This window comes from Pseudomonas sp. 20P_3.2_Bac5 (genome assembly GCF_025466035.1).
In the GTDB taxonomy this organism is placed as follows: Bacteria; Pseudomonadota; Gammaproteobacteria; order Pseudomonadales; family Pseudomonadaceae; genus Aquipseudomonas.
The window spans coordinates 10,975-31,989 of sequence record NZ_JANLOA010000019.1 but is presented as its reverse complement, the minus strand read 5'-3'; the positions used below and the strand labels follow the sequence as shown (position 1 = coordinate 31,989).

Sequence of the window (21,015 nt, the reverse complement as noted above, 5' to 3'; positions counted from 1 at the left end):
GCGCGAACATGAACGTCCATCCGCTGTTTTCCCTCGAAGGCAAACGCGCCCTGATAACCGGCGGCACCCGCGGCATCGGCCTGGCCATCGCCCGCTTGTACGGGCAGGCCGGCGCCCGCCTGGTGATCAGTAGCGAGAACCAGGAGGACTGCCAGCGGGTTGCCGCCGAGCTGAGCGAGGAGGGCTTCGACGCCAGCGCGTTCGCTGCCGACCTGGCTGACCGTCAACAGGTCCTGGCCCTGGCCCGTCATGCGGGCGCCGTCGATGTGCTGGTGTGCAACGCCGGCGTGGCGCCGCACTTCGGCCCGTTGCACAGCATCGACGAGCCGCAGTGGCGTACCACCCTCGGCGTCAATCTTGAAAGTGCGCTGTGGCTGAGCGCTGCCCTGTTGCCCGGCATGGCCGAACGCGGCGGCGGCAGCGTGGTGCTGATGGCAAGCATCGCCGGTGTGCGCGGCAACAAGGCGCTCGGCGCGTATGGGCTGACCAAGGCGGCGCTGGCGCAGTTGGCGCGCAACCTGGCGGTGGAGTGGGGGCCGGCCGGTATCCGGGTCAACGCCATCAGTCCGGGGGTGATCGAAACCGCCTTTGCCCGCCCGATGACCGACAACCCCGACATCATCCAGCGCCGCCTGGCGCTCACCCCGCTGCGCCGTGTCGGCACGGCCGACGAGGTCGCTGCACTGGCCTTGCTGCTCGCCACCCCCGGCGGCGCTTTCATCAGTGGACAGAATCTGATCGTCGATGGTGGAACCACCATTGGCGATGGCAATTGAACGGAGTACCCCATGCAATCACTTCCCCCCTTCAAACGCGTCGTCACCGGTCACAGCGCCGCAGGCACGGCGCTGGCGGCGCTGGTCGGCGCGGTGCCCAACAGCTTTGATCTCAAGGCCGTGCCCGGTACGGTTTTCCATGAAATCTGGAACAGCGATACGACCCCGGCAACCCTGGACAACGGCGCGGACCCGACGCTCAAACCGCTGGTGCTGAGCCCTGCAACGCTGGGCAGCCTGATCCGCGTCGTGGACATCCCGCCCGACAGCGTGCAGAACCAGGTCAGCGACGCCAGCGCCGCGGCGGTGTTTGCCGAAATCGGCCAGGCCCATGCCGGTACTGGCCAGCGCGATTCGAAGCACAAACTGATGCACCGTACCGAAACCCTCGATTACGGCATCGTCACCGAAGGTGAGGTGTGGCTGGTGCTGGACGATGAGGACGTGCACCTCAAGCGCGGCGACATCGTTGTCCAGCGCGGCACCAATCACGCCTGGAGCAACCGCACCGATGCGATGGCACGGATGGTCTTCATCCTGCTCGACGGGCGTTATGCCGACAGCCTGCGGGAGGTGCTGCCATGAAGCTGGCGACCTTGGCCGACGGCAGCCGCGATGGCCGCTTGCTGCTGGTTTCCCGGGACCTGGGCCGGGCGGTGCAAGTCACCGATATCGCCACGACGTTGCAGGCGGCCATCGACGATTGGGCCCGCGTCGAGCCGGTGTTGCAGGCGCGCTACGCGGCCTTGAACCACGGGGATGCCGAGGGCGCCTTCGCCTTCGATCCAGAGCAGGTCATGGCGCCGTTGCCGCGCGCCTGGCAATGGCTCGATGGCTCGTGCTTTCTCAGCCATGGCGAGCTGATGCAGCGGGCGTTTCACCTCGACCCCATCGAAGGGGTCGAAGACACGCCGCTGATGTACCAGGGCGCGGGCGATGACTTCCTCGGGCCGCGCCAGGACATCGCGTTGCCCAGCGAAGCCCATGGCATCGATTTCGAAGGCGAGTTCGCGGTGCTGGTGGATGAAGTACCCATGGGCTGTTCCGCCGCCGATGCGCTGACCCATGTGCGCTTGATTCTGCAAGTCAACGACGTCAGTTTGCGGGCGCTCGCGCCACGGGAAATGAAGACCGGTTTCGGCTTCATCCAGGCCAAGTCGTCCTCCAGCTTTGCGCCGGTGGCCGTGACCCCGGACGAACTGGGCGAGGACTGGCGGGACGGCCGCGTGCACCTGCCGCTGAACGTGACCCGCAATGGCGAGTGGTTCGGTCATCCACACGGCGGCGCGATGCACTTCGGCTTTCACCGCTTGATCGCCCATGCGGCCCTGACCCGGCGCTTGAGCGCCGGCACCCTGATCGGTTCCGGCACCGTCTCCAACGCCGATCGCAGTGTCGGCTCGGCGTGCATTGCCGAACGCCGCGCGGTGGAGATGATCGAGCACGGCGCGCCCCGCACGGCGTTTATGCACTTTGGCGAGCGGGTGCGCATGGAGGTCCGCTGCCGTGACGGCGCGGCGCTGTTCGGCAGCATTGACCAGCAGGTGGTCGAGGCAGGTGCGCCATGCGCGTGATGGTCACCGGCGCCGCGGGCTTTCTCGGTCGCCAACTGGTGCAGCGCCTGCTGGCCGAGGGGCAACTGCGCGGGCGTCGTATCGAGGCGCTGATCCTGCTTGATCAACGTCTCGACGGCTTTCCCGACGACCGCCGCCTGCGCCATCTGAGCGGCAGCATCACCGACCCCGCGCTGCTGCGCCGGGGGCTGGCCGATGGCGTCGACGTGATCTTCCACCTGGTCAGCATTGCCGGTGGCGCCGCCGAGGAAAACTATGGCCTGGGCCGGCAGGTGAACCTGCTCGCCAGCCTGCAGTTGCTGGATCTGCTGCGTAATGCGCAACAGCCGCCGGTGCTGGTGTACGCCAGCAGCGTGGCGGTCTACGGCGGCGACTTGCCGGCGCGGATGGACGAGCACTATCGGCCGCGACCGGCACTGTCCTATGGCGCTCACAAGCTGATGATCGAAAACCACCTGAACGATCTTGGCCGGCGCGGCGAGGTCGATGGTCGCGCCTTGCGCCTGCCTGGCATCGTCGCCCGGCCGGGTGACGGCAACGGCCTGCGCTCGGCGTTCATGAGCGTGCTGCTGCAGCGTTTCGCCTCGGGCGAGCCGTATGTGTGTCCGGTATCCGCCGACGCCACTGCGTGGTGGATGTCCGCGTCCTGCTGCGTGGACAACCTGCTGCATGCCGCCGGGTTCGACCTCGCGGCGGATGCGCCGTCGCGGGTCTGGCAACTGCCGGTCTTGCACCTGTCCATTGGCGACGTGGTGGATGCCCTGGCCGAGGTCTTCGGCGAGGAGCGCCGGTCGCTGGTCAGCTTCCAGCCGGATGCGGCCCTCGAAACGCTGTTCGGACGTTTTCCCCCGTTGCGAACCCCACTGGCCCGTGAACGTGGCTTTCGTCACGACGGCACGGCGCGGGCGCTGGTTCGCCACGCGCTTGACCTTACTCAGCGCCCACGTGTTTCTCGCGTCGCCGCTGCAACCGCTTGAGAGGAACTGCGATGACTCTGCCCCTGAACCTGACCCGAAAGCGCCGCCTGGTCGATCTGTCGGTAACCCTGGACAACAACCCCTACACCGACCCGCCGCCGCTGCTGCCGAAAATCGACTACATGGACCATCAGCAAGGCTGGCCGGAAATGGCCGCGATGTTCCCCGGCCTGACCCTCGATCAGATGCCCGGACAGGAATCCTGGGCCGCCGAGCGCCTGTCGATCACCACCCACAGCGGCACGCACATGGATGCGCCCTGGCACTACGCCTCGACCACCGACGGTGGCAAGCCGGCCTTCGGCATCGATGAGCTGCCGCTGGACTGGTGCCTGCAACCGGGGGTGAAGCTGGACTTGCGGCACCTGCCGGACGGTCATGTGGTCAGCGCCGCCGAGGTCGAGGCCGAACTGCAACGTATCGGTCACGCGTTGCAGCCGCTGGACATCGTGCTGATCAACACCCGCGCCGGCAGCCTGTTCGGCCAACCGGGCTACCTGGATGCGGGGATCGGCATGGGCCGCGAGGCGACCCTGTACCTGCTCGATCGCGGTGTGCGCGTGGTCGGCACCGACGCCTGGAGCTGGGATGCGCCGTTCAGCTTTACCCGCCAGCGCTTCGCCGAAAGCGGTGATGCCTCGATCATCTGGGAAGGGCACAAGGCGGGTCGCGACATCGGCTACGGGCAGATGGAAAAGCTCGCCAATCTCGACGGCTTGCCGGCCAATGGTTTTCTGGTGTCGTGCTTCCCGTACAAGATCAAACACGCCTCCGCCGGGTTTGTCCGTGCCGTTGCCATCTTCGAAGAATAAAAAAGTGAGGTTCGCGTGCGTTTTCCCTTTCTCCTGGCCGCGCTGGCATGCGCGGCGCCGACTTTTGCTGCGACTGCCGAGCGGCCGAATATCCTGCTGATCGTCGCCGATGACCTCGGCTATTCCGATCTCGGCGCCTTTGGTGGCGAGATCGACACGCCAGTGCTGGATCAACTGGCGTCCACAGGGCTGCAACTGACCAACATGTACGCGGCCCCGACCTGCTCGCCGACCCGCTCGATGCTGATGTCCGGCACCGACAATCACCTGGCCGGGCTGGGCACCATGGCCGAGGGCATCCAGCCGTTCCAGCAGGGCAAACCGGGCTATGAGGGCTACCTCAACCAGCAGGCCCATTCGATTGCCGAGCTGCTGCGCGACGGCGGCTATCGCACTAGCATGGTGGGCAAATGGCACCTCGGCCTCACGCCCGAGCAGGGCCCTGACCGACGCGGCTTCGAGCAGTCGTTCACCTTGCTCGAAGGCGGTGGCGTGCACTTCAAGCCACCGGCGCAGGCTACGGCGAAAATCGAGCAGATCACCTACCGCGAGAACGGCAAGCCGGTGGAACTGCCGGACGATTTCTACTCCTCGGACTTCTACACCGACAAGCTGATCGACTACCTGCGCCAGGGCCAGGGCAGCGGCAAGCCGTTCTTCGCCTACGCCGCCTACACCTCGCCGCACTGGCCGTTGCAGGCGCCGGATGCCTGGCGGGACATTTACCGCGGGCGTTACGACGAAGGCTACGACAAGGTCCGTGAGGCGCGGATCGAGCGGCTGCGGGAGAAGGGCCTGCTACCGGCGGACTTTGTGGCGGCGCAGCGTTTGCCGGTGGCGCCGAACCTGCCTGGCTGGGAGCAACTGAGCGCGGATCAGCGCCGCGTTGAAGCGCGCAAGATGGAGATCTACGCGGCGATGGTCGGCAACCTCGACCACAACATCGGCCGGCTGCTGGACTATCTGAAAAGCACCGGGCAGTACGACAACACCCTGATCGTGTTCATGTCCGACAACGGTGCTGCCGGTGAACGGCATGAGCAGTTCTACCCGGCGGGGCCGGATACCGATAACCGGCTGGAGAACCTCGGCCGACGCGGTTCGCAGGTCGACTACGGTCTGCGCTGGGCGGAGGTCAGTGCTGCGCCGTTGCGTCTGTTCAAGGGCAGCACCGCCGAGGGCGGCATCAGCGTGCCGGCCATCATCCATCTGCCGCAGGCGCTGGCTCGCCAAGGGCTGGAGCGCAGCGTGGCGCGGGTCGATGACCTGGCGCCGACCTTCCTCGCGCTCGCCGGCCTGCCAGATCCGGGTGATCGCTACCAGGGGCAGCCGAAGCATCCGATCACCGGTCGCTCGATGGTGCCGATGCTGGAAGGCAAGGCGCCGGCATCGCCTGTGCTGGCGGGTGAATTGTTCGGCAGCCTGTATTACCGCGAAGGCAACCTGAAACTGCTGGGGCTGCGCCCCTGGACCATGCCGGGCGAGGCGCCGCAGCCTTTGCGCTGGCAACTGTTCGACGTCGCCCGTGACCGCGGCGAGGTCGAGGATATTGCCGCACGGGAGCCGGAGACGTTCGAGCGATTGAAGCGTGCATGGCAGGAGTACGCGCAGAGGGTTGGTGTGGTCTTTCCACCTCAGGCCAAGGCGCCTTGAGCCGGACGGGTGTCGTCCTCGGCGGTGTGCAGCCCTACAGTATTGCTGTCTATGTGCCCGAGAAATGGGCGCTATACAGCGCCGACGTCATGACCTGCCACTGACGGAGTATTCCAGGCGGATCACCGGAACCTTCCTACATCTATTCCTTTTCCTCCTTGTTAGCGTACTCGGCCATTCCCCATGTCCTACCACCAAGGAGGCGCTGAGCCAGCCGTACCATGGGGTTCGGAATATGAAAAAAAGGAAATGAAGTTGTGACGGTTACGCCGAAAACGGTGCTGCGCCTCTGGGGCGGTCTGGATGTTTTTTATGTGCTTTGGTACTGCCTGAAGAATGTAACTGAGGGGCGAGCCCCGTATGTGTCGGACTTCTACCATATGCTGCAATTGGGCGGTCAGATCGGTTGGCCCTTGCTGAACATGGGAATTCTTGCCTGGGTTCTCCAAGTATCGTTGCTGATAAGTGGCATTTTGCTGCTGTGTGGCTATGGGCCGGCGCGGTATATCGCGTTTGCACAAGTTCCCTTTCGGATGCTTTTTCTCTACCCGTCACTATTACTGGTTTTGGAGGTGGCGGGTTATCAGTCCGCTTTGCTGTTTTTGGCGCTGGTGGTCGCGTTTGAATACCTGAAAGTCCGGAGTCTCTGGAAACGCTCCTGAGGCCGCATACAGCCGTTAGAAGTTTAGATATCCATGCCTTCAAGGGCAGTGTGAACCAAAAAAAGGGGCGTCATCCGACGCCCCGATTCACCACGTTAAAACCCCGACTCAGTGCTTGGCAGGCGGTCCGCCTGGGAACCATTTCTCCTGATAGTGGAAGAGGAAATACTGCGAGTTGTCCGCGCCGGGTGCGGCGGTGCGGGCGGTCCAGTGTTCGTCATGCAGGTCCATGTCGGCGTCGTATTCGACATGGCAGCCCATGGGGCTGTTGAAGTACCAGAACCAGTTGGAACCCAGTTGGTGGCGTCCCGGTCCCCAGAACGATTCATACCCTTTTTCCACGAACCGGGTGCCGGCCACCAGCACTTCGGTCGGGCCGCCCATATGGAAGGTGAAATGCTCGATACCCTTCATGAACGGTGGCGTCTGGATCAGGAACAGGGTGTGGTGGTCCTGGGTTCCGCCCGGGCGCAGGAACGGGCCGGTGTCGGCGAAACGGTCGGTGCAGACGAAGCCGAGGCGCTGGTAGAAGGCCTCCGCCTTGGCCGGATCGGGAACGAAATACACCACGTGGGAAAGGCTGCGCGGCAGCGCCGGCATGTCGTCGCTGGCGCCCAGCGCGTTGATCGGCCGTGCGGCAGGCGCGCCCGGCGCATGGCTGGCTTCGCCAGGCAGTTCGAGGGTGCGGCGCTGGGTGATGCGAAAGCCCAGGGCGAAGCCCATGTCGTCCACACAGCGCAGCACGCCGTCTTCGCCGCGCACTACCTCGCGGTCCTTGCTCAGTTCGGCTTCGATGGCCTGCAGGGTGGCTTCGTCAGCCACGCCATACACGGTTTCCCGCAGGGTCGTGGCGGTTTCCATCGCCGCCGGCAGGCGCGGGTCGTTGCGCGGGCGGATCAGCACGCCGGTGCCGTCCAGGGCTTCGAGGTAGCCGCCGTTTTCGTCCAGGTTGCAAGGCTTGAGACCGTAGTCGGTCATGTACTGCACACAGTCGGCGACGTTGTCGACGCCGAACACCAGGTAATCGGGTCCGATGATGTTCATGATCTTTTATCTTCTCTGCATTCAGGCGGTGCGGCCGCCGAGGTTCTCGGCAACCCAGTCGGCGATGAACTGGCCAGCGTTGATGGAGTTGTCGAAGCTGGAGTGCTGCACGCCGCCTTCGCGGGCGGTGAAAATCTTCAGTTCGCGTTTCGGGCTGTTGACCAGTTGCTCGTAGGTGCGGTGCGCCCACTTGAGCGGAATCTGCGAGTCCTGTTCGCCGTGGGTCACCAGGAACGGCACGCGGATTTTTTCCACCACGCCGTCGAGGTGGACGTTCTCGGCGATCTGCATGAACTCTTCGATGTCCTTGCCACCCCAGACCCAGCGAACGTGCTCCCAGTAATGCGGAACCGGGAAGCTGCCTTCACGCTCCAGGCGGCGCTTCTGCACGTCGCGCCAGTCGTGGTTGGCGCCCCACACCACGCCGCAGGCGAAGCGCGGTTCGAAGGCCACGGCGCGCGGGCAGTAGTAACCGCCGAGCGACACGCCTTCGCAGCCGATGCGTTTTGCATCGATGTCCTGGCGGTCTTCCAGCCAGTCGACCACGCGGCTGGCCCAGTGCTCGGCGTCGTAGCGCGCCTTGAGGTCATGCAGGCGCAGCGCCTCGCCGGTGCCCGGCTGGTCGATCAGCAGCGAGGCGATGCCACGCTTGGCCAGCCAGGCCGGCAGGCCGACGCGGTATTTCATCTCTTTGGTGGAGTCCAGGCCGTTGAGCTGGACCAGGATCGGCGCCGGGCCGCTGACGCCTTCGGCACGCACGTAGAGGCCGGAGATCACTTTGCCTTCGTACGGAATTTCGACACGCTCGCAGTTCTCTTTCGACAGCGCCACGCCGCGGGCGAAGGTGTCGAGAAAGCGCTGGTAGAGCGCCATGCGGCCGGGGGCACCGTGAGCCTGGAGGCGTTCGCACGTCAGGTAATAGGTCGCGGCGCGGTTGTATTTTTCGCCGGCGGAGAGCAGCCGCCCGAGCGCTTCATCCTCGCGGGCCATGTCGCAGAGCTTGTCGGCCATCTCGGCCCAGGTCTGACGAAAGGCCCGTGTGCCTTCGGCGTCGGGTTGCTTGGCGGCCTCCAGCAGGGGCTCGCACATTTCAACGATCTCGCCGATGCGTGCGCCCATTTCCAGGGCCAGGTTCACCGACAGGTTCCAAACGTAGTTGGTCGGGAAGTAGCGGAACATAGTGTTTTCCTTCTTGTTATGCGGATCGCCAGCAGCTTCGGGCGCGCAAGGCAGGTATCGACGGCACGCCGTCAGGCCACCGCTGATGACGCGAAGCAGGCGACGACCACCCTTCGGGCGGTGATTGCAAGCTCGCATGGGGTCAGGAAGTGGACAAATCGCTTGTTCGGATGCCAGCTATCTGGGGCGGCGATACCTGGGCGCGAGGCGGTTGCAGGCATGGCGATTACCGATGGTTCGCATCGCCAGTCTCGATTGGTTGCCTGCAAGTGGGGGAGGCTAGGGTACGCGGCCGTGCACGACGCGCAGGTTCCCAAGGAGGATGCCCTTGTCTGTTACCACCGTATTCGAAACGCTCCCGACCACGACGATTGGCGCCACGCTGGGCCGGCTCAGTGTTGGCGGCAAGTTGTCGCTGGGTTTTGCCCTGGTACTGTTCTGCACCCTGGGCATGGGGCTGGCCGCCTGGTATGCGCTGCAGGTCAATCAGGCCAGCAGCGCCCGCTTGAGTGCGCTGGAGCGCTTGCACAATCACCTGGTGCAGGCGAGGCAAGCCGAGAAGGAATTCGCGCTGCTCGCCGGTCCTGAATCAGCCACTCGCCTGGAGAGCGCTTTGCACCTGTTGCAGGGCCAGGTGGCCGAGGCTCAGTCCGGGGAGGCGTTCGAGCGCACCTTGCGTGAGCGTAGCGACGACTACCTGCAAGGGTTCCGCGCGTATGCAACCGCGCGGCTGCAAGCCCAGGACGCGCGACTGCGCATGCAGGCGCTGGCGCAGAGTGCGGGTCAGCGATTTGCCGCGCTGTTCATCGATCAACTGGACGATATCAATACCGGGCTGGAGCATGACCGACCGCCAGACGCGACGGCCATGCAGCTTCTGGAAGATGCCGCGACGTTGCGCGAGCGCCTGGCCAATCTGCGCGACAGCGAGCTGTACTTCATCCTCGATCCGCAGCAGCGCTATCGCGATGACTGGGTCAACCGGGTCAGTGAACTCGGCAGCGCCTTGAGCAATCTGGCCGCGCAACTGGAGGGCGATCGCCGTCTAAGCCTGGGCGAAGCCGCCACGGCGCTGGAGGAATACCGACAGGCGTTCCTGCGCTACATCAGCAGCGGTGAGCAGGCCGTGGCGCAGCAGGGCAGCATGGACACCTCGGCGCAGCAGGCGATTCAGGCACTGGATGATGAGCGCGCGCGGGCATCCAGCGCCTGGGAGGCGCAGCGCCGGCGTCTGGACCTGCAATTGGCGGCGATGCTGGTCCTGGCATTGCTGTCGAGCGTGAGTGCCTGTGTGCTGATCCGCCGCTCGATTGCCGTGCCGGTGCGGCAGATGCTGGCGCTGGCCCAGCGGGTTGCCGCGGGGGATTTGCAGGGGCGTCCGCCGCGTCTGGGGCGCAGTGATGAGCTGGGGCAATTGAACGACGCGATTGGCGTGATGCTGCAGGCGCTGCGCGAATTGGTCGGGCGGATTGGCGAGGATGCCGATCAGCTCGATGCTGCCGCCGAAACCCTGGCCGAGATGGTTGAGCGCACCGGACGGGGTGTTAGGGCCCAGCGCCAGCAAACCGGCGATGTGCTGCACGCCATGCAGGCGATGACCCAGTCGACCGTCCAGGTCAATCAGCGGGTGGATGGCAGCCAGGCCAGTCTGGGCGAGGCCAGTGCCTTGATTCACGAGGGCGACCGGCTGGTGCGCGAGGCGAGCCAGAGCCTGCAACGGTTGTCACTGGAAATGGGCGCCGGGACCGTCGCCATGCAGCTCTTGCAAAGCCAGAGCGAGGCCATCACGGGCGTACTGGATGTGATCAGCGCGGTCGCCGAGCAGACCAACCTGCTCGCCCTCAATGCCGCGATCGAAGCGGCGCGGGCCGGTGAACATGGCCGCGGTTTCGCCGTGGTGGCGGACGAGGTTCGCGGGCTGGCCAGCCGCACCCGCGCCTCCACGGGCGAAATCGACGGCATGATCCAGCGTCTGGGCCAGGTCACCCGCGACGCCGCGGCGAGCCTGGAGGACAGCCAGCGCCTGACCGGCGAAGGCGTGGAATTGACCGCGCGGGCCAGCGAGGTTCTGGCGGCGATTACCACCAGCATTGTCGAGGTCGAGAACGCCGGCCGGCACATCGCCGAGGCGGCGCGGACCCAGCATCATCTGGCGGGTCGTGTGGACGGTGCGGCGGGAGAGGTCGAGCGGGTGGTGGAGCAGAATGCCGAGGATTGCGCCCGTCTCGAAGAGGCCTGCGGCAGCCTGCAGCGCCTCAGCGCCAGCCTGGGGCAGGCGCTGGGAGCGTTTCGTCGCGGCGCCTAGCGCAGGTGTTCAAGCGGCCAGCGGCGTGGTCGGGCGGCTGGCCATCTCCAGCAGTTTTTCGCGCAACCAGGCGAGCACGGGGTCGCGGTCGAGGCTGCGATGCCAGCTCATGTATTCCTGCATGGCGGGGAGATTGACCGGTGGCGGCACGATGCGCAGTGGCAGGTTGCGCGCGTAGAGACGGGCCAGGCGGCTGTGAACCGTGGCAACCCGTTGGGTGCCGATGACCAGTTGCGGCAGGGTGTTGAAGTCGTGGGTGATCACCTCGATGCGGCGTTTGCAGCCGTACTCGGTCATGAACCATTCTTCGATGCCAGGCGTGCGGCTGCGGCCGAACACCACCGAAACGTGCCCCAGCTCCAGGTACTGCTCCAGCGTCAGGCGGTCACCCACCGCCTGGTTGTCCTGGCAGATCACGCAGACATGCTGCTCCTCGAACAGCAACTGCGACGGGTGCTCCTTCACGATGTAGTGCTCCGGGGCGATCATCAGGTCGACCTCGCCGCGCATCAGCATTTCCCGTGCGGTTTCGCCGGGGCTGATCAGTTCGAAGGTGACCATCGGCGCCTGCTGGTTGATCTCGCGGATCACCTCGGCGAACAACACGCTGATCAGGTAGTCCGAGGCCATGATGCGGAAATGGCGCTTGCTCTCGGCGATGTCGTGCACCGGCTTGGCGGTGATCGAGGTCTGAATTTTCAGCAGCACTTCACGCACCGGAATTTCAAGGTCGCGGGCCAGGGGCGTGAGCATCATCTTGCGTCCGACCTGGACCAGCAAGTCGTCCTCGAAGTAGGTCCGCAAGCGACCGAGTACGCCGCTGGTGGCCGATTGAGTCATGTGCAGACGCTCGGCGGCACGCGTGATGTTCTGCTCTTCGAGCAATACATCCAGCGCCACCAGGAGGTTCAGATCCAGGTGTTTGAAGCGCATGGCAGGCACTCTCTTGTTGTATTTATTTTCGCGATACCCTGCATCCCCAGTAACGATTAGTCAAATTGTTCGCGTGTTTCTAGCCTGTGCTTCCAGGCTCCCGATGGTGGCCGTCGCGTGAGCCGGAAAAGGCTGTGGCGACGGGCCCGGAGGGCCGGTCCACACAACAAGAACAAAGGATTCACGCATGAGCGATATCAACAAAGTACTGATCGTGGGCGGAGGCATCGGTGGCCTTTGCGCGGCGATTGCACTGCGCCGCCAAGGGATCGAGGTCGATCTGGTGGAGATCAAGTCCGAGTGGACGGTCTACGGCGTCGGCATCATCCAGCAGAGCAACGTGGTCCGGGAAATGGCCCGCCTCGGGGTGCTGGACCGGTACCTCGACGCCGCCTATGCCTTCGAGGACGTCGGGATCTACGACCTGCAGGGCAAGGCCCTGGCGCGCATCCCCGGACAACGCCTCGCGGGGCCGCAATACCCCGCCAACGTCGGCATCTCCCGGCTGGCCCTGCATCAGGTCTTGAGTGATACCGCCATCGAACTGGGCACCCAGGTGCGCCTCGGTGTGACGGTGGAAACGTACGAAGAATTCCCACGTGACCTGAACGTCACGTTCACCGACGGCAGCTCAGGCCGCTACGACCTGATGGTCGGCGCCGACGGGGTGTATTCGAAGGTTCGCGGCATGCTCTACGGCGACACCTACACCCCGCGGTTCACCGGGCAGGCCGTGTGGCGCTACAACTTCCCGCGCCACCCCTCCATCGACCACCTCGCCAGCTACACCGGCGCCGAAGGCAACGCCGGGCTGGTGCCGCTGGCCGACAACCTGATGTACATGTTCTCCACCTCCCACGAGCCGAACAATCCCTGGTACGAGCAGGATCAACTGGCCGCCACCATGCGTGACCGTCTTGCCGGTATCGGCGGGCTGGTGGGCGAGTTGCGCGAGCAGATCACCGACAACAGCCAGGTGATCTACAAACCGATGGAAGTGTTGTTCGTCGATGATCCGTGGTTCAAGGACCGCGTCGTGCTCATCGGTGACGCGGCCCACGCCACCACCCCGCACCTTGGGCAGGGCGCCGGCATGGCCATCGAGGATGCGCTGGTGCTGGCCGAGGAACTGTTCGGCGAAGGCGACCTGCGCACCCGCCTGCAACGGTTCATGATGCGGCGTTTCGACCGCTGCAAATACATCGCGGAAAACTCGATCATGGCGGGTGAGCGGGAGATGGCGAAGGATGCCGCTTTCGATCGCATCGGCCTGACCAAAGCCATGCTGGCGCGCACTGCCGAGCCTATCTGATCCTGAGCGCGGCACTGCTGGCAGTGCCGCATTTCTGTTCGCCAGATGCGAGAAGCCAGCCGTGGCCACATTTCTTTGCCACCGTGAGCAACTGCTGGAGGGACAGGCCCGTGGCTTTGATCCTTGGCAGCAGGGGCGCGACACGGTCATCGCGCTGCTGTGGCAGGGTGAGGTGAAGGCTTACCGCAATCTTTGCCCCCACCTCGACGTTGCCATGCAGTACCGCAAGGACCGCTTCATGTCGGGTGATGGCCGTCACATCGTCTGTTTTGCCCATGGTGCGTTGTTCGATCCCGCCGACGGTGCCTGCCTGCTCGGGCCTTGCCTGGGGCAGGCGTTGCAGGCGCTGGTAGTGACGGCGGACGGCGACCTGAACCTGTGGATTCAGGCCTGAGCGTGTCTGTCCAACGTTGCCGCACCCTTGTGATGGGGCTTCAGCCAAATCAGGCAGAGCCCCGTAATTACGTCACACAAGGGCAGTTACACTCCTCCTGCTTCAGGTCGCGTTGACCTGTTTGATCTGAAAGACCTCTTCTGGTGATGGGAACGCTGGCAGTTCAAATCTGCTCAGAGAGCCCATCTCTTGGCTCATTGCTCATTCGCGACTTCTTGATCTCGGTATTTATTTTCTGGGTACCAGTAGAACTTTCCAACTCACATCCATCTAAGAGTCGATTGTCGGGTGATGGGTAATCGCCAGTATGCTGTGGTTCTCGTTGTACACATTCAGTGGCAAAGTGTTCCTGCTCGACCAGGCGCACCGCGTTGACAGGTTGAGTAGAATGTTCGCCGGTAAAGAGTTGCTGACGTCAGTCAGTGCTTTTTCCTCGGTTTCAATCAGCGGCTGCCACTGTTCAGAACAAAACATTGAGGATCTACATCTTGATCTGGTTTCTTGAAGGACAGTCCAGTCAGCGTGACATTATTCTGGGCGCCCGTGATGCACTTCCTTCTGAAGTGAAAATCTTCGCATCGCATCGTCAGGATCGTCCGGAAATCACCAGCATCGCTGATGTAGCCTTTATGGAGCCCAAGGACGATCAGCAACGTATCGACTGGATTATCCAGACGTCTGAAGCCCATGGCATCAAGGTGATTCTGGCAGGAAGGGCAGGGCGTATCCATGAGGCTGAGCGGCATCGTTTCGAGTCCGCCGGCCTGAAGCTCGTAACTGGCGGCCTGTCATTGGAAACCTTTGATCTTGTCGACGACAAGAGCAGGTTCACGGCCGAGGCCGAGAAGGCCGGATTGAACTGTGTTCCGGCGATCACCGTGAACAATGCCCGTGAACTGGTGAATGCCTACGAAATTCTCCGGGCACAGGGCGAGGTCTGCGTGAAGCCTGCGGTAGGCATCTATGGTCAAGGTTTCTGGCGGTTCAAGGAGTCGGTCGATCCATTCCGCTGCTTCGCCAACCCTGATGCACGGGATGTTAATTTCGAGACCTATCTCGCGGCATACAGCACCCAGGCCGACCGACCACCGATGCTTGTGATGCCTTACATGAACGGCGCGGAGTGTTCTGTCGATATGGTGTGTGAGGCTGGGCGTCCCGTTGCCTATGTTGGCCGGCGCAAACAAGGCCTGCATCAAACATTCGAGAGAAATTCCGCTGCAGTTGAACTCGCGCTGAGCGCCGCTGCTCACTTCAAGTGCGATGGTCTCGTCAATGTTCAGACACGGGATAACACTGTTGGCGTTCCGCATCTGCTGGAAATCAATCCGCGTTATTCCGGGGGCATCGGATATACGCGCCACACAGGTATCAACCTCCCTGGAATCTTCGCCACTCGACAACTTGGTTTACCCGAGCCTGCGACCGATTGGCAGGCAAACATCAGAGTCAAAGCTGTTACCGTTGCGGTGCCGATCGCGAACTGATACTTAACCCAATGCAAGCTCGATATCATTTCGACATGAGTTGGACGGATTCAACATCAAGGAGCGTTCAGGAATGATCGCGTTAGCGCCTGGCGCGAATATTACTCTGGGATCGGCTCAGTGTTCCTGGACTATCGAGTGTGCGAATACTTCTGCTTTTGGGGAGCACGCTGCGATCGCACTGCTCCCTACGGATGACAAGCGTCACTCCAAAGGCGAGCCTGCTCTGTTCCACCTTGAGCAGCCCTGGATGGATTGGGTCGGCAGACCTGAGCGCCCGGGTTGTACGCTGAATCTCGCCACGCTGCCTGCGGGTGCGGACCGTTTGCTCCTTGTGGTCTACACCTTCTCTGCTGCCGGCCCGGTCAGCGAGCTTCGTTCGTTGCGGCTGCAGCTTGACGGTCAAATCGAGTCCCATGTGGATCTCAGCGCGAATGGTGAATCAGCCATCATCATTGGCGAATTCTATTCTCGTAATCAGTCTTGGAAGTTCCGGGCGTTGGCGGAAGGCTCTGCTTATGGGCTATCGGCCCTGGGGCGCAGGATAGGCCTGGACATCGACGATGCCCATCCTCATCGGCGCTCGTCGCCTTCCGATGCAAACCGGGCACGTAGCAGCGCAACCGGGACCGGGTTTGCGGTAACCACCACACACATCCTCACCTGTGCACATGTCATTGAAGACATGCAGGAAATCCATGTTTCTTCGTTCGAGGGAAGGCACCGTGCCGAGCCAGTGGTAGTGGATCGCCGCAACGACCTGGCACTGCTGCGGGTGCAGAACTCGCCGTTGCTCAAGCCCGCCTCATTCCGTGATGGCGCGCGTTGTGACCTGGGAGAACCGGTCGTAGCACTGGGCTTTCCCTTGGCGGGGCTCGCCGGTGGCGGTATCCATGCGACCCAGGGCGGAGTATCGGCACTGTTCGGCTTGCACAACGACGCCAGCGTATTGCAGTTCACCGCCCCCATTCAGCCAGGCTCCAGTGGCAGTCCGCTTTTTGATACTTCGGGTGCTGTTATTGGAATGGTGACTTCCACGGTACCTGACGCACAGAACATGAATTTCGCGGTGAAGGCCGGGCTCACTTTGGCTTTCTTGAATGCGTGTGGCATCCAGGCTCTTCGATCTGACTCCGACACTACCTTCACTACCGCGCAGATCACCCGCGAGGCGCAGCATGGCCTATGGAAAATCGAAGCGCGTAACCCTTAGCAACACTTGAGTTGAACCCCAGGAAAAGAGGTGTCAGGTCACCGACCTCGCACCCGATCAGGAAGCAGTCATGGAAAGCAACGTAGTACCCACATCCCTTAGCGCTCAACTCACGCGGGGAGTGCTCGAAGTCAATGTTGACGACGCTGTCCTGACGCCAGCCGAGTTGTTCGGCTTTGCCGAGCGCCGAAACCCCAAACGCGCATTTCTTTTTGTTTCAAAGGTGCTGGGGCGTCATATACCCGTGCGTCCGTCCATCATGCGCGCTTCTTTCGAAAGCCTGGCAGCTGAAATTCCGGCTGATCTTCCGGGGCCGGTGCTGGTAATCGGCATGGCCGAAACTGCGGTGGGCCTGGGCGCCGGTGTACACCGCGCCTACAGTGCGACACGCTCGGACACCGTGTATCTGGTCAGCACCCGCCATCCGGTGGGCACCGAGTTGTTCACCCGATTCGAGGAAGAACACAGCCACGCCAGTGCCCATCTCATCCACCTGCCTGTCGATCCGGACCTTCGGGAGCGCATGCTCAAGGCTCGATCACTGGTACTGGTTGATGACGAAGCCTCAACCGGAAAGACGTTCGTCAATTTGCACCGTGCCCTTGTCGATGCTGGCTTGAGTCATATCGAGCGGGTGGTGACCTGCGTGCTGACGGACTGGTCGGTGGGTGCTGCGCAGCAAATCATCGGAGCATCGGCAAGCTCGGTCGCGCTCATGAAGGGGTCTTACCAGTTTCATGAGGACCTGCATGCCCCTTTGCCGGACATGCCGGACGTCGGCACTGTATCGATGGGCGACTGGCCGCTGTCGCCGGATCGCGATTGGGGACGTCTGGGTGTGAGCCATGTGGAAGATAGCCTTGCGCCTGACCTGCAGGTTCGCGCCGGTGAGCGCATCATCGTGATCGGTACCAGCGAGTTTGTCTGGCGTCCGTTCCTGCTGGCTGAGCGCCTGGAGCGCGCGGGGGCCGATGTTCATTTCAGCTCCACCACACGCTCTCCCATCGCCATCGGCCATTCCATCAAGCATGCGCTGTCGTTTTCCGACAACTATGGCCTTGGTATCCCGAACTTCCTCTACAACGTCGAGCCCGGTCAGTTCGACCGGGTGCTGATATGCACGGAAACACCACTGCCGGCGGTTTCGGCGGAGTTGGTGGCTGCCCTGGGCGCGGAGGTTGTCGTCGATGGCCAATAATCGCCCGCTGATCTTCGTTGACCTCGATGACACGTTGTTCCAGACCGCGCGCAAAATGCCGGAAGGGACGCGGAGAACGCCGGCGACCCTCGATGTGAACGGTCAACCCAACGGCTACATGAACCCCGTCCAGTATGCGTTCGTCAACTGGTTGCTGGACTGCGCCGATGTCGTTCCGGTAACGGCCCGCAGTGTCGAGGCGTACAGTCGCGTGAGCCTGCCGTTCACCCAGGGCGCCATTTGCTCGCACGGCGGTACCATGCTGCGCCGCGACGGCTCGCTTGATCAGGATTGGCACACGCGGATGAGCGATGCCCTGGGAGCATTTCAGGACCGCTTGCCGCTGCTGAGCGAGGCGACGTTGCAGATCGGCGAGGAACTTGGCCATTCCCTGCGTGGCTGGGTGGTGGAAGAGGAGGGGCTGCGCCACTACGTGGTGACCAAACATAACGAATCCGATGACGCGGTGCTGGCTGATGTGCTGGCCCACGTCCAGTCCCGGGGTTTGCTGAAGGGCATGCATGTCCATGGCAATGGCAACAACCTTGCGTTCCTGCCTGAGCACCTGGCCAAACGCATGGCTGTCGAGGAATGGTTGCACCGTGATCGCGACGTGAATGGCGAGCGACCGGTATTGGGTTTTGGTGACAGCATCACCGATCTTGGATTCATGGACCTCTGTCACTGGTGGGCAACGCCGTCGCGCAGCCAACTGGCCGGTGCCGTGGAGAAAATGATCCGTGACTGACCTTCTCGCAAGCCTGATGACCGTGGGCAGCGGTAGCTACGCATCGGCAGACGTGCATTTTCTCCTGCAGGCCATGCAGATGCAGGTTACAGACGTCGAGGAAAAGGAGCGCCTGATCCAGACGAAGCAGAAACACTATTCAGACATGATCGGCATGGAGCATGTGCCGACGGCCATGCATATGACCCTTTATGCGCGAGCGCTGGCCCAGAACGGCAAACGCATGGCAACGGATGTTCAGGCGCTGGCCCAGGCACTGAATGCTGCTTGCCACGGTCCGTCCATTGCCTTGGTTTCCTTCGTTCGTGCCGGCCTGCCGCTGGGTGTCCTGTTGCGTCGTGCACTGACCGGAATGGGCCGCGATGCCCATCACTATGGCGTCAGTATCATTCGTGACCGCGGGATCGACCGTGTGGCCCTGGAGGCAATCATCCAGGCGCATGGCGCCGAGAATATCGTCTTCGTCGATGGCTGGACCGGGAAGGGAGCCATTTCGGGCGAGCTCAAGCGAACCCTGGCCGGGGACGATCGCTTTGCGCCAGAACCTCGCCTCGTGGTTCTGGCTGATCCCTGCGGACGTGCCTGGTTGGCGGCGTCCTCGGACGATTGGCTCATCCCCTCGGGAATTCTCGGGGCAACGGTCTCTGGCCTGGTGTCACGCTCCATCTGGCCAGCGCAGGGCGGACTGCATGGCTGCGTTGTCTACGACCACCTGCAAGCGCATGACGTGACCCGTGAGTTCGTCGACCAGATCGAAGTCGAGCGCCGCACGTTGGGCGAAACGTTGACTGCAACAGCCTGGACTGTTGAGCAGCGGCGGGAGCTGCAATTGGGCGCGGACGGTGTGGTGACGGCCCTTGCCGCTCGGTTTGCCATCAGCAACCTCAATCGAATCAAACCGGGTATCGCCGAGGCCACCCGGGCGGTCTTGCGCCGCGTGCCTGAACATGTGCTGGTACGCAGCCGCGATGATGAGGACGTCCAGCTGCTGATGCACCTGACGGACAGCGCCGGAGTGACGGTGGAGGAAGCGGGTGCAGAGTTGGGGCCTTATCGCGCGGTGACCATTATCCGGAGCGTCAACTGATGAGGGTGATTTCCCCGTTCGCCCTGGGCGCGACGCTTTATATGCCGGCCACTCGTGGTGACATGCTCGAGGTGGTGTTCGGCGCCAAATTTCCCGAGCTGCGTTCTCTCGTTGTTTGTCTGGAAGATGCCGTATCGTCAATCGATGTCGAGAGCGCGCTGGAGAACCTCAAGACGCTGCTCCTGGCCATCAATGCCTGTGGTGGGCGTCCCGAGCATGGGCCGCTGCTCTTCGTCCGACCGCGTGACGCGGCAATGGCCGCCATCCTCAATGACTGGCCATTGATGAAGCACGTCGATGGTTTCGTCGTGCCGAAGCTGACCCTGCTGTCGCTCCCGGCATGGGAGCAGGCGATCAGCAATCCGGACCTGTACCTGATGCCAACCCTGGAAACCGCTGACGTCTTTAACCCGGGTGCCATGGTGGAGTTGGGGCAGGCACTCAAGTCCAGCCTGAACCAGCGGATCATCGCGCTGCGCATTGGTGGCAACGACCTGATGGGTTGCCTGGGACTACGCCGCAATCCTGTGACCACGCTGTACAGCACGCCGATGAGCTACGTCATTCCCATGCTCGCCGGAATCATGGGGGCGCAAGGTTTCGCGCTGACGGCGCCGGTGTTCGAGCAACTGGCCACGCCGCTGTTATTGAAGGAGGAGCTGGAACTGGATATCTCTCATGGGTTAGTCGGAAAAACCGCCATCCATCCCAGCCAGATCAACCTCATTCAAGACGCGCTCCGGGTCAGCCTCGAAGATCTCAATTGCGCCCGGCTGATCGCCAATGACGTGGCCCCTGCCGTTTTTCGGCACAACGATGCCATGTGCGAGCCAGCCACGCATTACAAGTGGGCGACGAACATTCTCGAACGCGCCAAATGGCACGGGGTCAAGCCCGCGGAAGCGGGTGGCGGCGAACCCGGGTTCCGTCTCGCGGAGATCAATGGATGAGTCTGGATATGCTCGAAGCCGGCCCGGAAGGGGCAAAGGTGCTCTCGGTATTCGACTTCGATGGCACGCTGACCCGGCACGATAGCTTCGTCCCGTTTCTGCGCTTTGCCTTCGGCAAGCGTGAGTTTTTACGCCGTGTCCTCAAGCTGGTGCTGCCCGGCCTCAGGTATGTCATGCGAGGCATGACCCGGGATGAACTCAAGGCTCATCTGATCAGTGCTTTCCTGACCGGCGTGGAGGCTTCCTGGTTGAGAAGCCGGTCCGTGGCGTTCTGTGAACACAGTTGGTCTGGACTCATGCGCCCGTCCGGCCTGCGCGCGGTGGAGTCCGAGCTGGCCTCCGGCGCCGAGGTCACGCTGTGCTCGGCGTCGCCCGCGCTGGTGCTGCAGCCCTTTGCGAATCGCCTTGGGGTCAAGCTGATCGGCACCGAGCTTGAAGTGATTGATGACCGTTTGACCGGCCGAATCAACGGCAACAACTGCCGCTGTGAACACAAGGTCCTTCGGCTCGAAGCGGTCTACGGCCCATTGACCCAATACCGCCTCAGGGCCTGGGGCGATACCCGTGGCGACCACGAACTGCTGGCCGCCGCCCAGGATCCTCACTGGCGTCATTTTCACCCTGCGTGGCGGCGATCCCGCGCGCAATTTGGCAAAGCCGGGAACCTACCCGACTCTCAACGGAACACCAAAGATCAACATGGAGCGTAAG

At 62.9% G+C, this 21,015-nt stretch carries 20 protein-coding genes and 1 pseudogene; 18 read left to right on the top strand and 3 right to left on the bottom strand.

Features of this window, described 5'->3' with window-relative positions; all coding sequences use genetic code 11:
- The first annotated feature begins 8 nt into the window (after positions 1–8).
- From NTD88_RS03170 to NTD88_RS03140, 7 genes are all read left to right on the top strand, one after another.
- Positions 9–776 carry an SDR family NAD(P)-dependent oxidoreductase gene (locus tag NTD88_RS03170; protein WP_262155560.1) on the top strand — a complete coding sequence of 256 codons (768 nt, stop codon included), beginning with the start codon at positions 9–11 and terminating at the stop codon, positions 774–776.
- 12 nt (positions 777–788) lie between these two features.
- A complete protein-coding gene (locus NTD88_RS03165) occupies positions 789–1,361 on the top strand; it encodes a cupin domain-containing protein (protein WP_262155559.1) in 573 nt (190 codons plus the stop codon).
- A complete protein-coding gene (locus tag NTD88_RS03160) occupies positions 1,358–2,350 on the top strand; it encodes a fumarylacetoacetate hydrolase family protein (RefSeq protein ID WP_262155557.1) in 993 nt (330 codons plus the stop codon). The genes NTD88_RS03165 and NTD88_RS03160 overlap by 4 nt, the downstream gene beginning before the upstream one ends.
- A complete protein-coding gene (locus tag NTD88_RS03155) occupies positions 2,341–3,327 on the top strand; it encodes an NAD-dependent epimerase/dehydratase family protein (protein WP_262155556.1) in 987 nt (328 codons plus the stop codon). The genes NTD88_RS03160 and NTD88_RS03155 overlap by 10 nt, the downstream gene beginning before the upstream one ends.
- Positions 3,328–3,338: 11 nt before the next feature.
- Entirely contained in the window at positions 3,339–4,139 is an 801-nt protein-coding gene (locus tag NTD88_RS03150) for a cyclase family protein (protein ID WP_262155555.1), read from the top strand.
- 15 nt (positions 4,140–4,154) lie between these two features.
- Entirely contained in the window at positions 4,155–5,792 is a 1,638-nt protein-coding gene (locus NTD88_RS03145; RefSeq protein WP_262127501.1) for an arylsulfatase, read from the top strand.
- 257 nt (positions 5,793–6,049) lie between these two features.
- Positions 6,050–6,454 carry a hypothetical protein gene (locus NTD88_RS03140; protein ID WP_262127502.1) on the top strand — a complete coding sequence of 135 codons (405 nt, stop codon included), beginning with the start codon at positions 6,050–6,052 and terminating at the stop codon, positions 6,452–6,454.
- 108 nt (positions 6,455–6,562) lie between these two features.
- Here NTD88_RS03140 and NTD88_RS03135 read toward each other — a convergent pair whose 3' ends face one another.
- The gene (locus tag NTD88_RS03135) at positions 6,563–7,498 is read right to left on the bottom strand and encodes a VOC family protein (RefSeq protein ID WP_095156866.1); all 936 of its coding nucleotides are present in this window, start codon (positions 7,496–7,498) and stop codon (positions 6,563–6,565) included.
- Between the two features lie 21 nt (positions 7,499–7,519).
- A complete protein-coding gene (locus NTD88_RS03130) occupies positions 7,520–8,677 on the bottom strand; it encodes an alpha/beta hydrolase family protein (protein ID WP_262155554.1) in 1,158 nt (385 codons plus the stop codon).
- A 322-nt stretch (positions 8,678–8,999) separates the two neighbouring features.
- Here NTD88_RS03130 and NTD88_RS29065 point away from each other — a divergent pair.
- Both NTD88_RS29065 and NTD88_RS29060 read left to right on the top strand, forming a co-directional pair.
- A pseudogene (locus tag NTD88_RS29065) lies at positions 9,000–10,121 on the top strand (HAMP domain-containing protein); the annotation flags it as partial.
- A complete protein-coding gene (locus tag NTD88_RS29060; RefSeq protein WP_410017245.1) occupies positions 10,113–10,982 on the top strand; it encodes a methyl-accepting chemotaxis protein in 870 nt (289 codons plus the stop codon). The pseudogene NTD88_RS29065 and the gene NTD88_RS29060, both read left to right, overlap by 9 nt.
- Positions 10,983–10,991: 9 nt before the next feature.
- Here NTD88_RS29060 and NTD88_RS03120 read toward each other — a convergent pair whose 3' ends face one another.
- Positions 10,992–11,915, bottom strand: coding sequence for a LysR family transcriptional regulator (locus NTD88_RS03120; protein ID WP_095156869.1), 924 nt, complete (start codon positions 11,913–11,915; stop codon positions 10,992–10,994).
- Positions 11,916–12,102: 187 nt separating this feature from the next.
- Between NTD88_RS03120 and NTD88_RS03115 the strand changes: the two genes are divergently transcribed.
- The 9 genes from NTD88_RS03115 to NTD88_RS03075 all read left to right on the top strand — a co-directional run bounded on the left by NTD88_RS03115 (position 12,103) and on the right by NTD88_RS03075 (position 21,014).
- Complete coding sequence (locus NTD88_RS03115; protein ID WP_175651457.1) at positions 12,103–13,227, top strand: FAD-dependent oxidoreductase; 1,125 nt, start codon at positions 12,103–12,105, stop codon at positions 13,225–13,227.
- Between the two features lie 61 nt (positions 13,228–13,288).
- Complete coding sequence (locus NTD88_RS03110) at positions 13,289–13,621, top strand: Rieske (2Fe-2S) protein (RefSeq protein WP_262127505.1); 333 nt, start codon at positions 13,289–13,291, stop codon at positions 13,619–13,621.
- A gap of 488 nt (positions 13,622–14,109) precedes the next feature.
- Positions 14,110–15,108 carry an ATP-grasp domain-containing protein gene (locus NTD88_RS03105; protein ID WP_262155552.1) on the top strand — a complete coding sequence of 333 codons (999 nt, stop codon included), beginning with the start codon at positions 14,110–14,112 and terminating at the stop codon, positions 15,106–15,108.
- A 73-nt stretch (positions 15,109–15,181) separates the two neighbouring features.
- Positions 15,182–16,321: a trypsin-like peptidase domain-containing protein gene (locus tag NTD88_RS03100; protein ID WP_095156872.1), complete on the top strand. Its 1,140-nt coding sequence runs from the start codon at positions 15,182–15,184 to the stop codon at positions 16,319–16,321.
- 70 nt (positions 16,322–16,391) lie between these two features.
- Entirely contained in the window at positions 16,392–17,519 is a 1,128-nt protein-coding gene (locus NTD88_RS03095; protein WP_095156873.1) for a phosphoribosyltransferase domain-containing protein, read from the top strand.
- Positions 17,509–18,267: a trehalose phosphatase gene (locus NTD88_RS03090; protein WP_095156874.1), complete on the top strand. Its 759-nt coding sequence runs from the start codon at positions 17,509–17,511 to the stop codon at positions 18,265–18,267. Before NTD88_RS03095 ends, NTD88_RS03090 begins: the two co-directional genes overlap by 11 nt.
- Positions 18,260–19,354: a cysteine protease StiP family protein gene (locus NTD88_RS03085; RefSeq protein WP_262127508.1), complete on the top strand. Its 1,095-nt coding sequence runs from the start codon at positions 18,260–18,262 to the stop codon at positions 19,352–19,354. The genes NTD88_RS03090 and NTD88_RS03085 overlap by 8 nt, the downstream gene beginning before the upstream one ends.
- The gene (locus NTD88_RS03080) at positions 19,354–20,304 is read left to right on the top strand and encodes an HpcH/HpaI aldolase/citrate lyase family protein (protein WP_262155549.1); all 951 of its coding nucleotides are present in this window, start codon (positions 19,354–19,356) and stop codon (positions 20,302–20,304) included. The genes NTD88_RS03085 and NTD88_RS03080 overlap by 1 nt, the downstream gene beginning before the upstream one ends.
- Positions 20,301–21,014, top strand: coding sequence for an HAD family hydrolase (locus tag NTD88_RS03075; RefSeq protein ID WP_095156876.1), 714 nt, complete (start codon positions 20,301–20,303; stop codon positions 21,012–21,014). The genes NTD88_RS03080 and NTD88_RS03075 overlap by 4 nt, the downstream gene beginning before the upstream one ends.
- Position 21,015 lies beyond the last annotated feature (1 nt).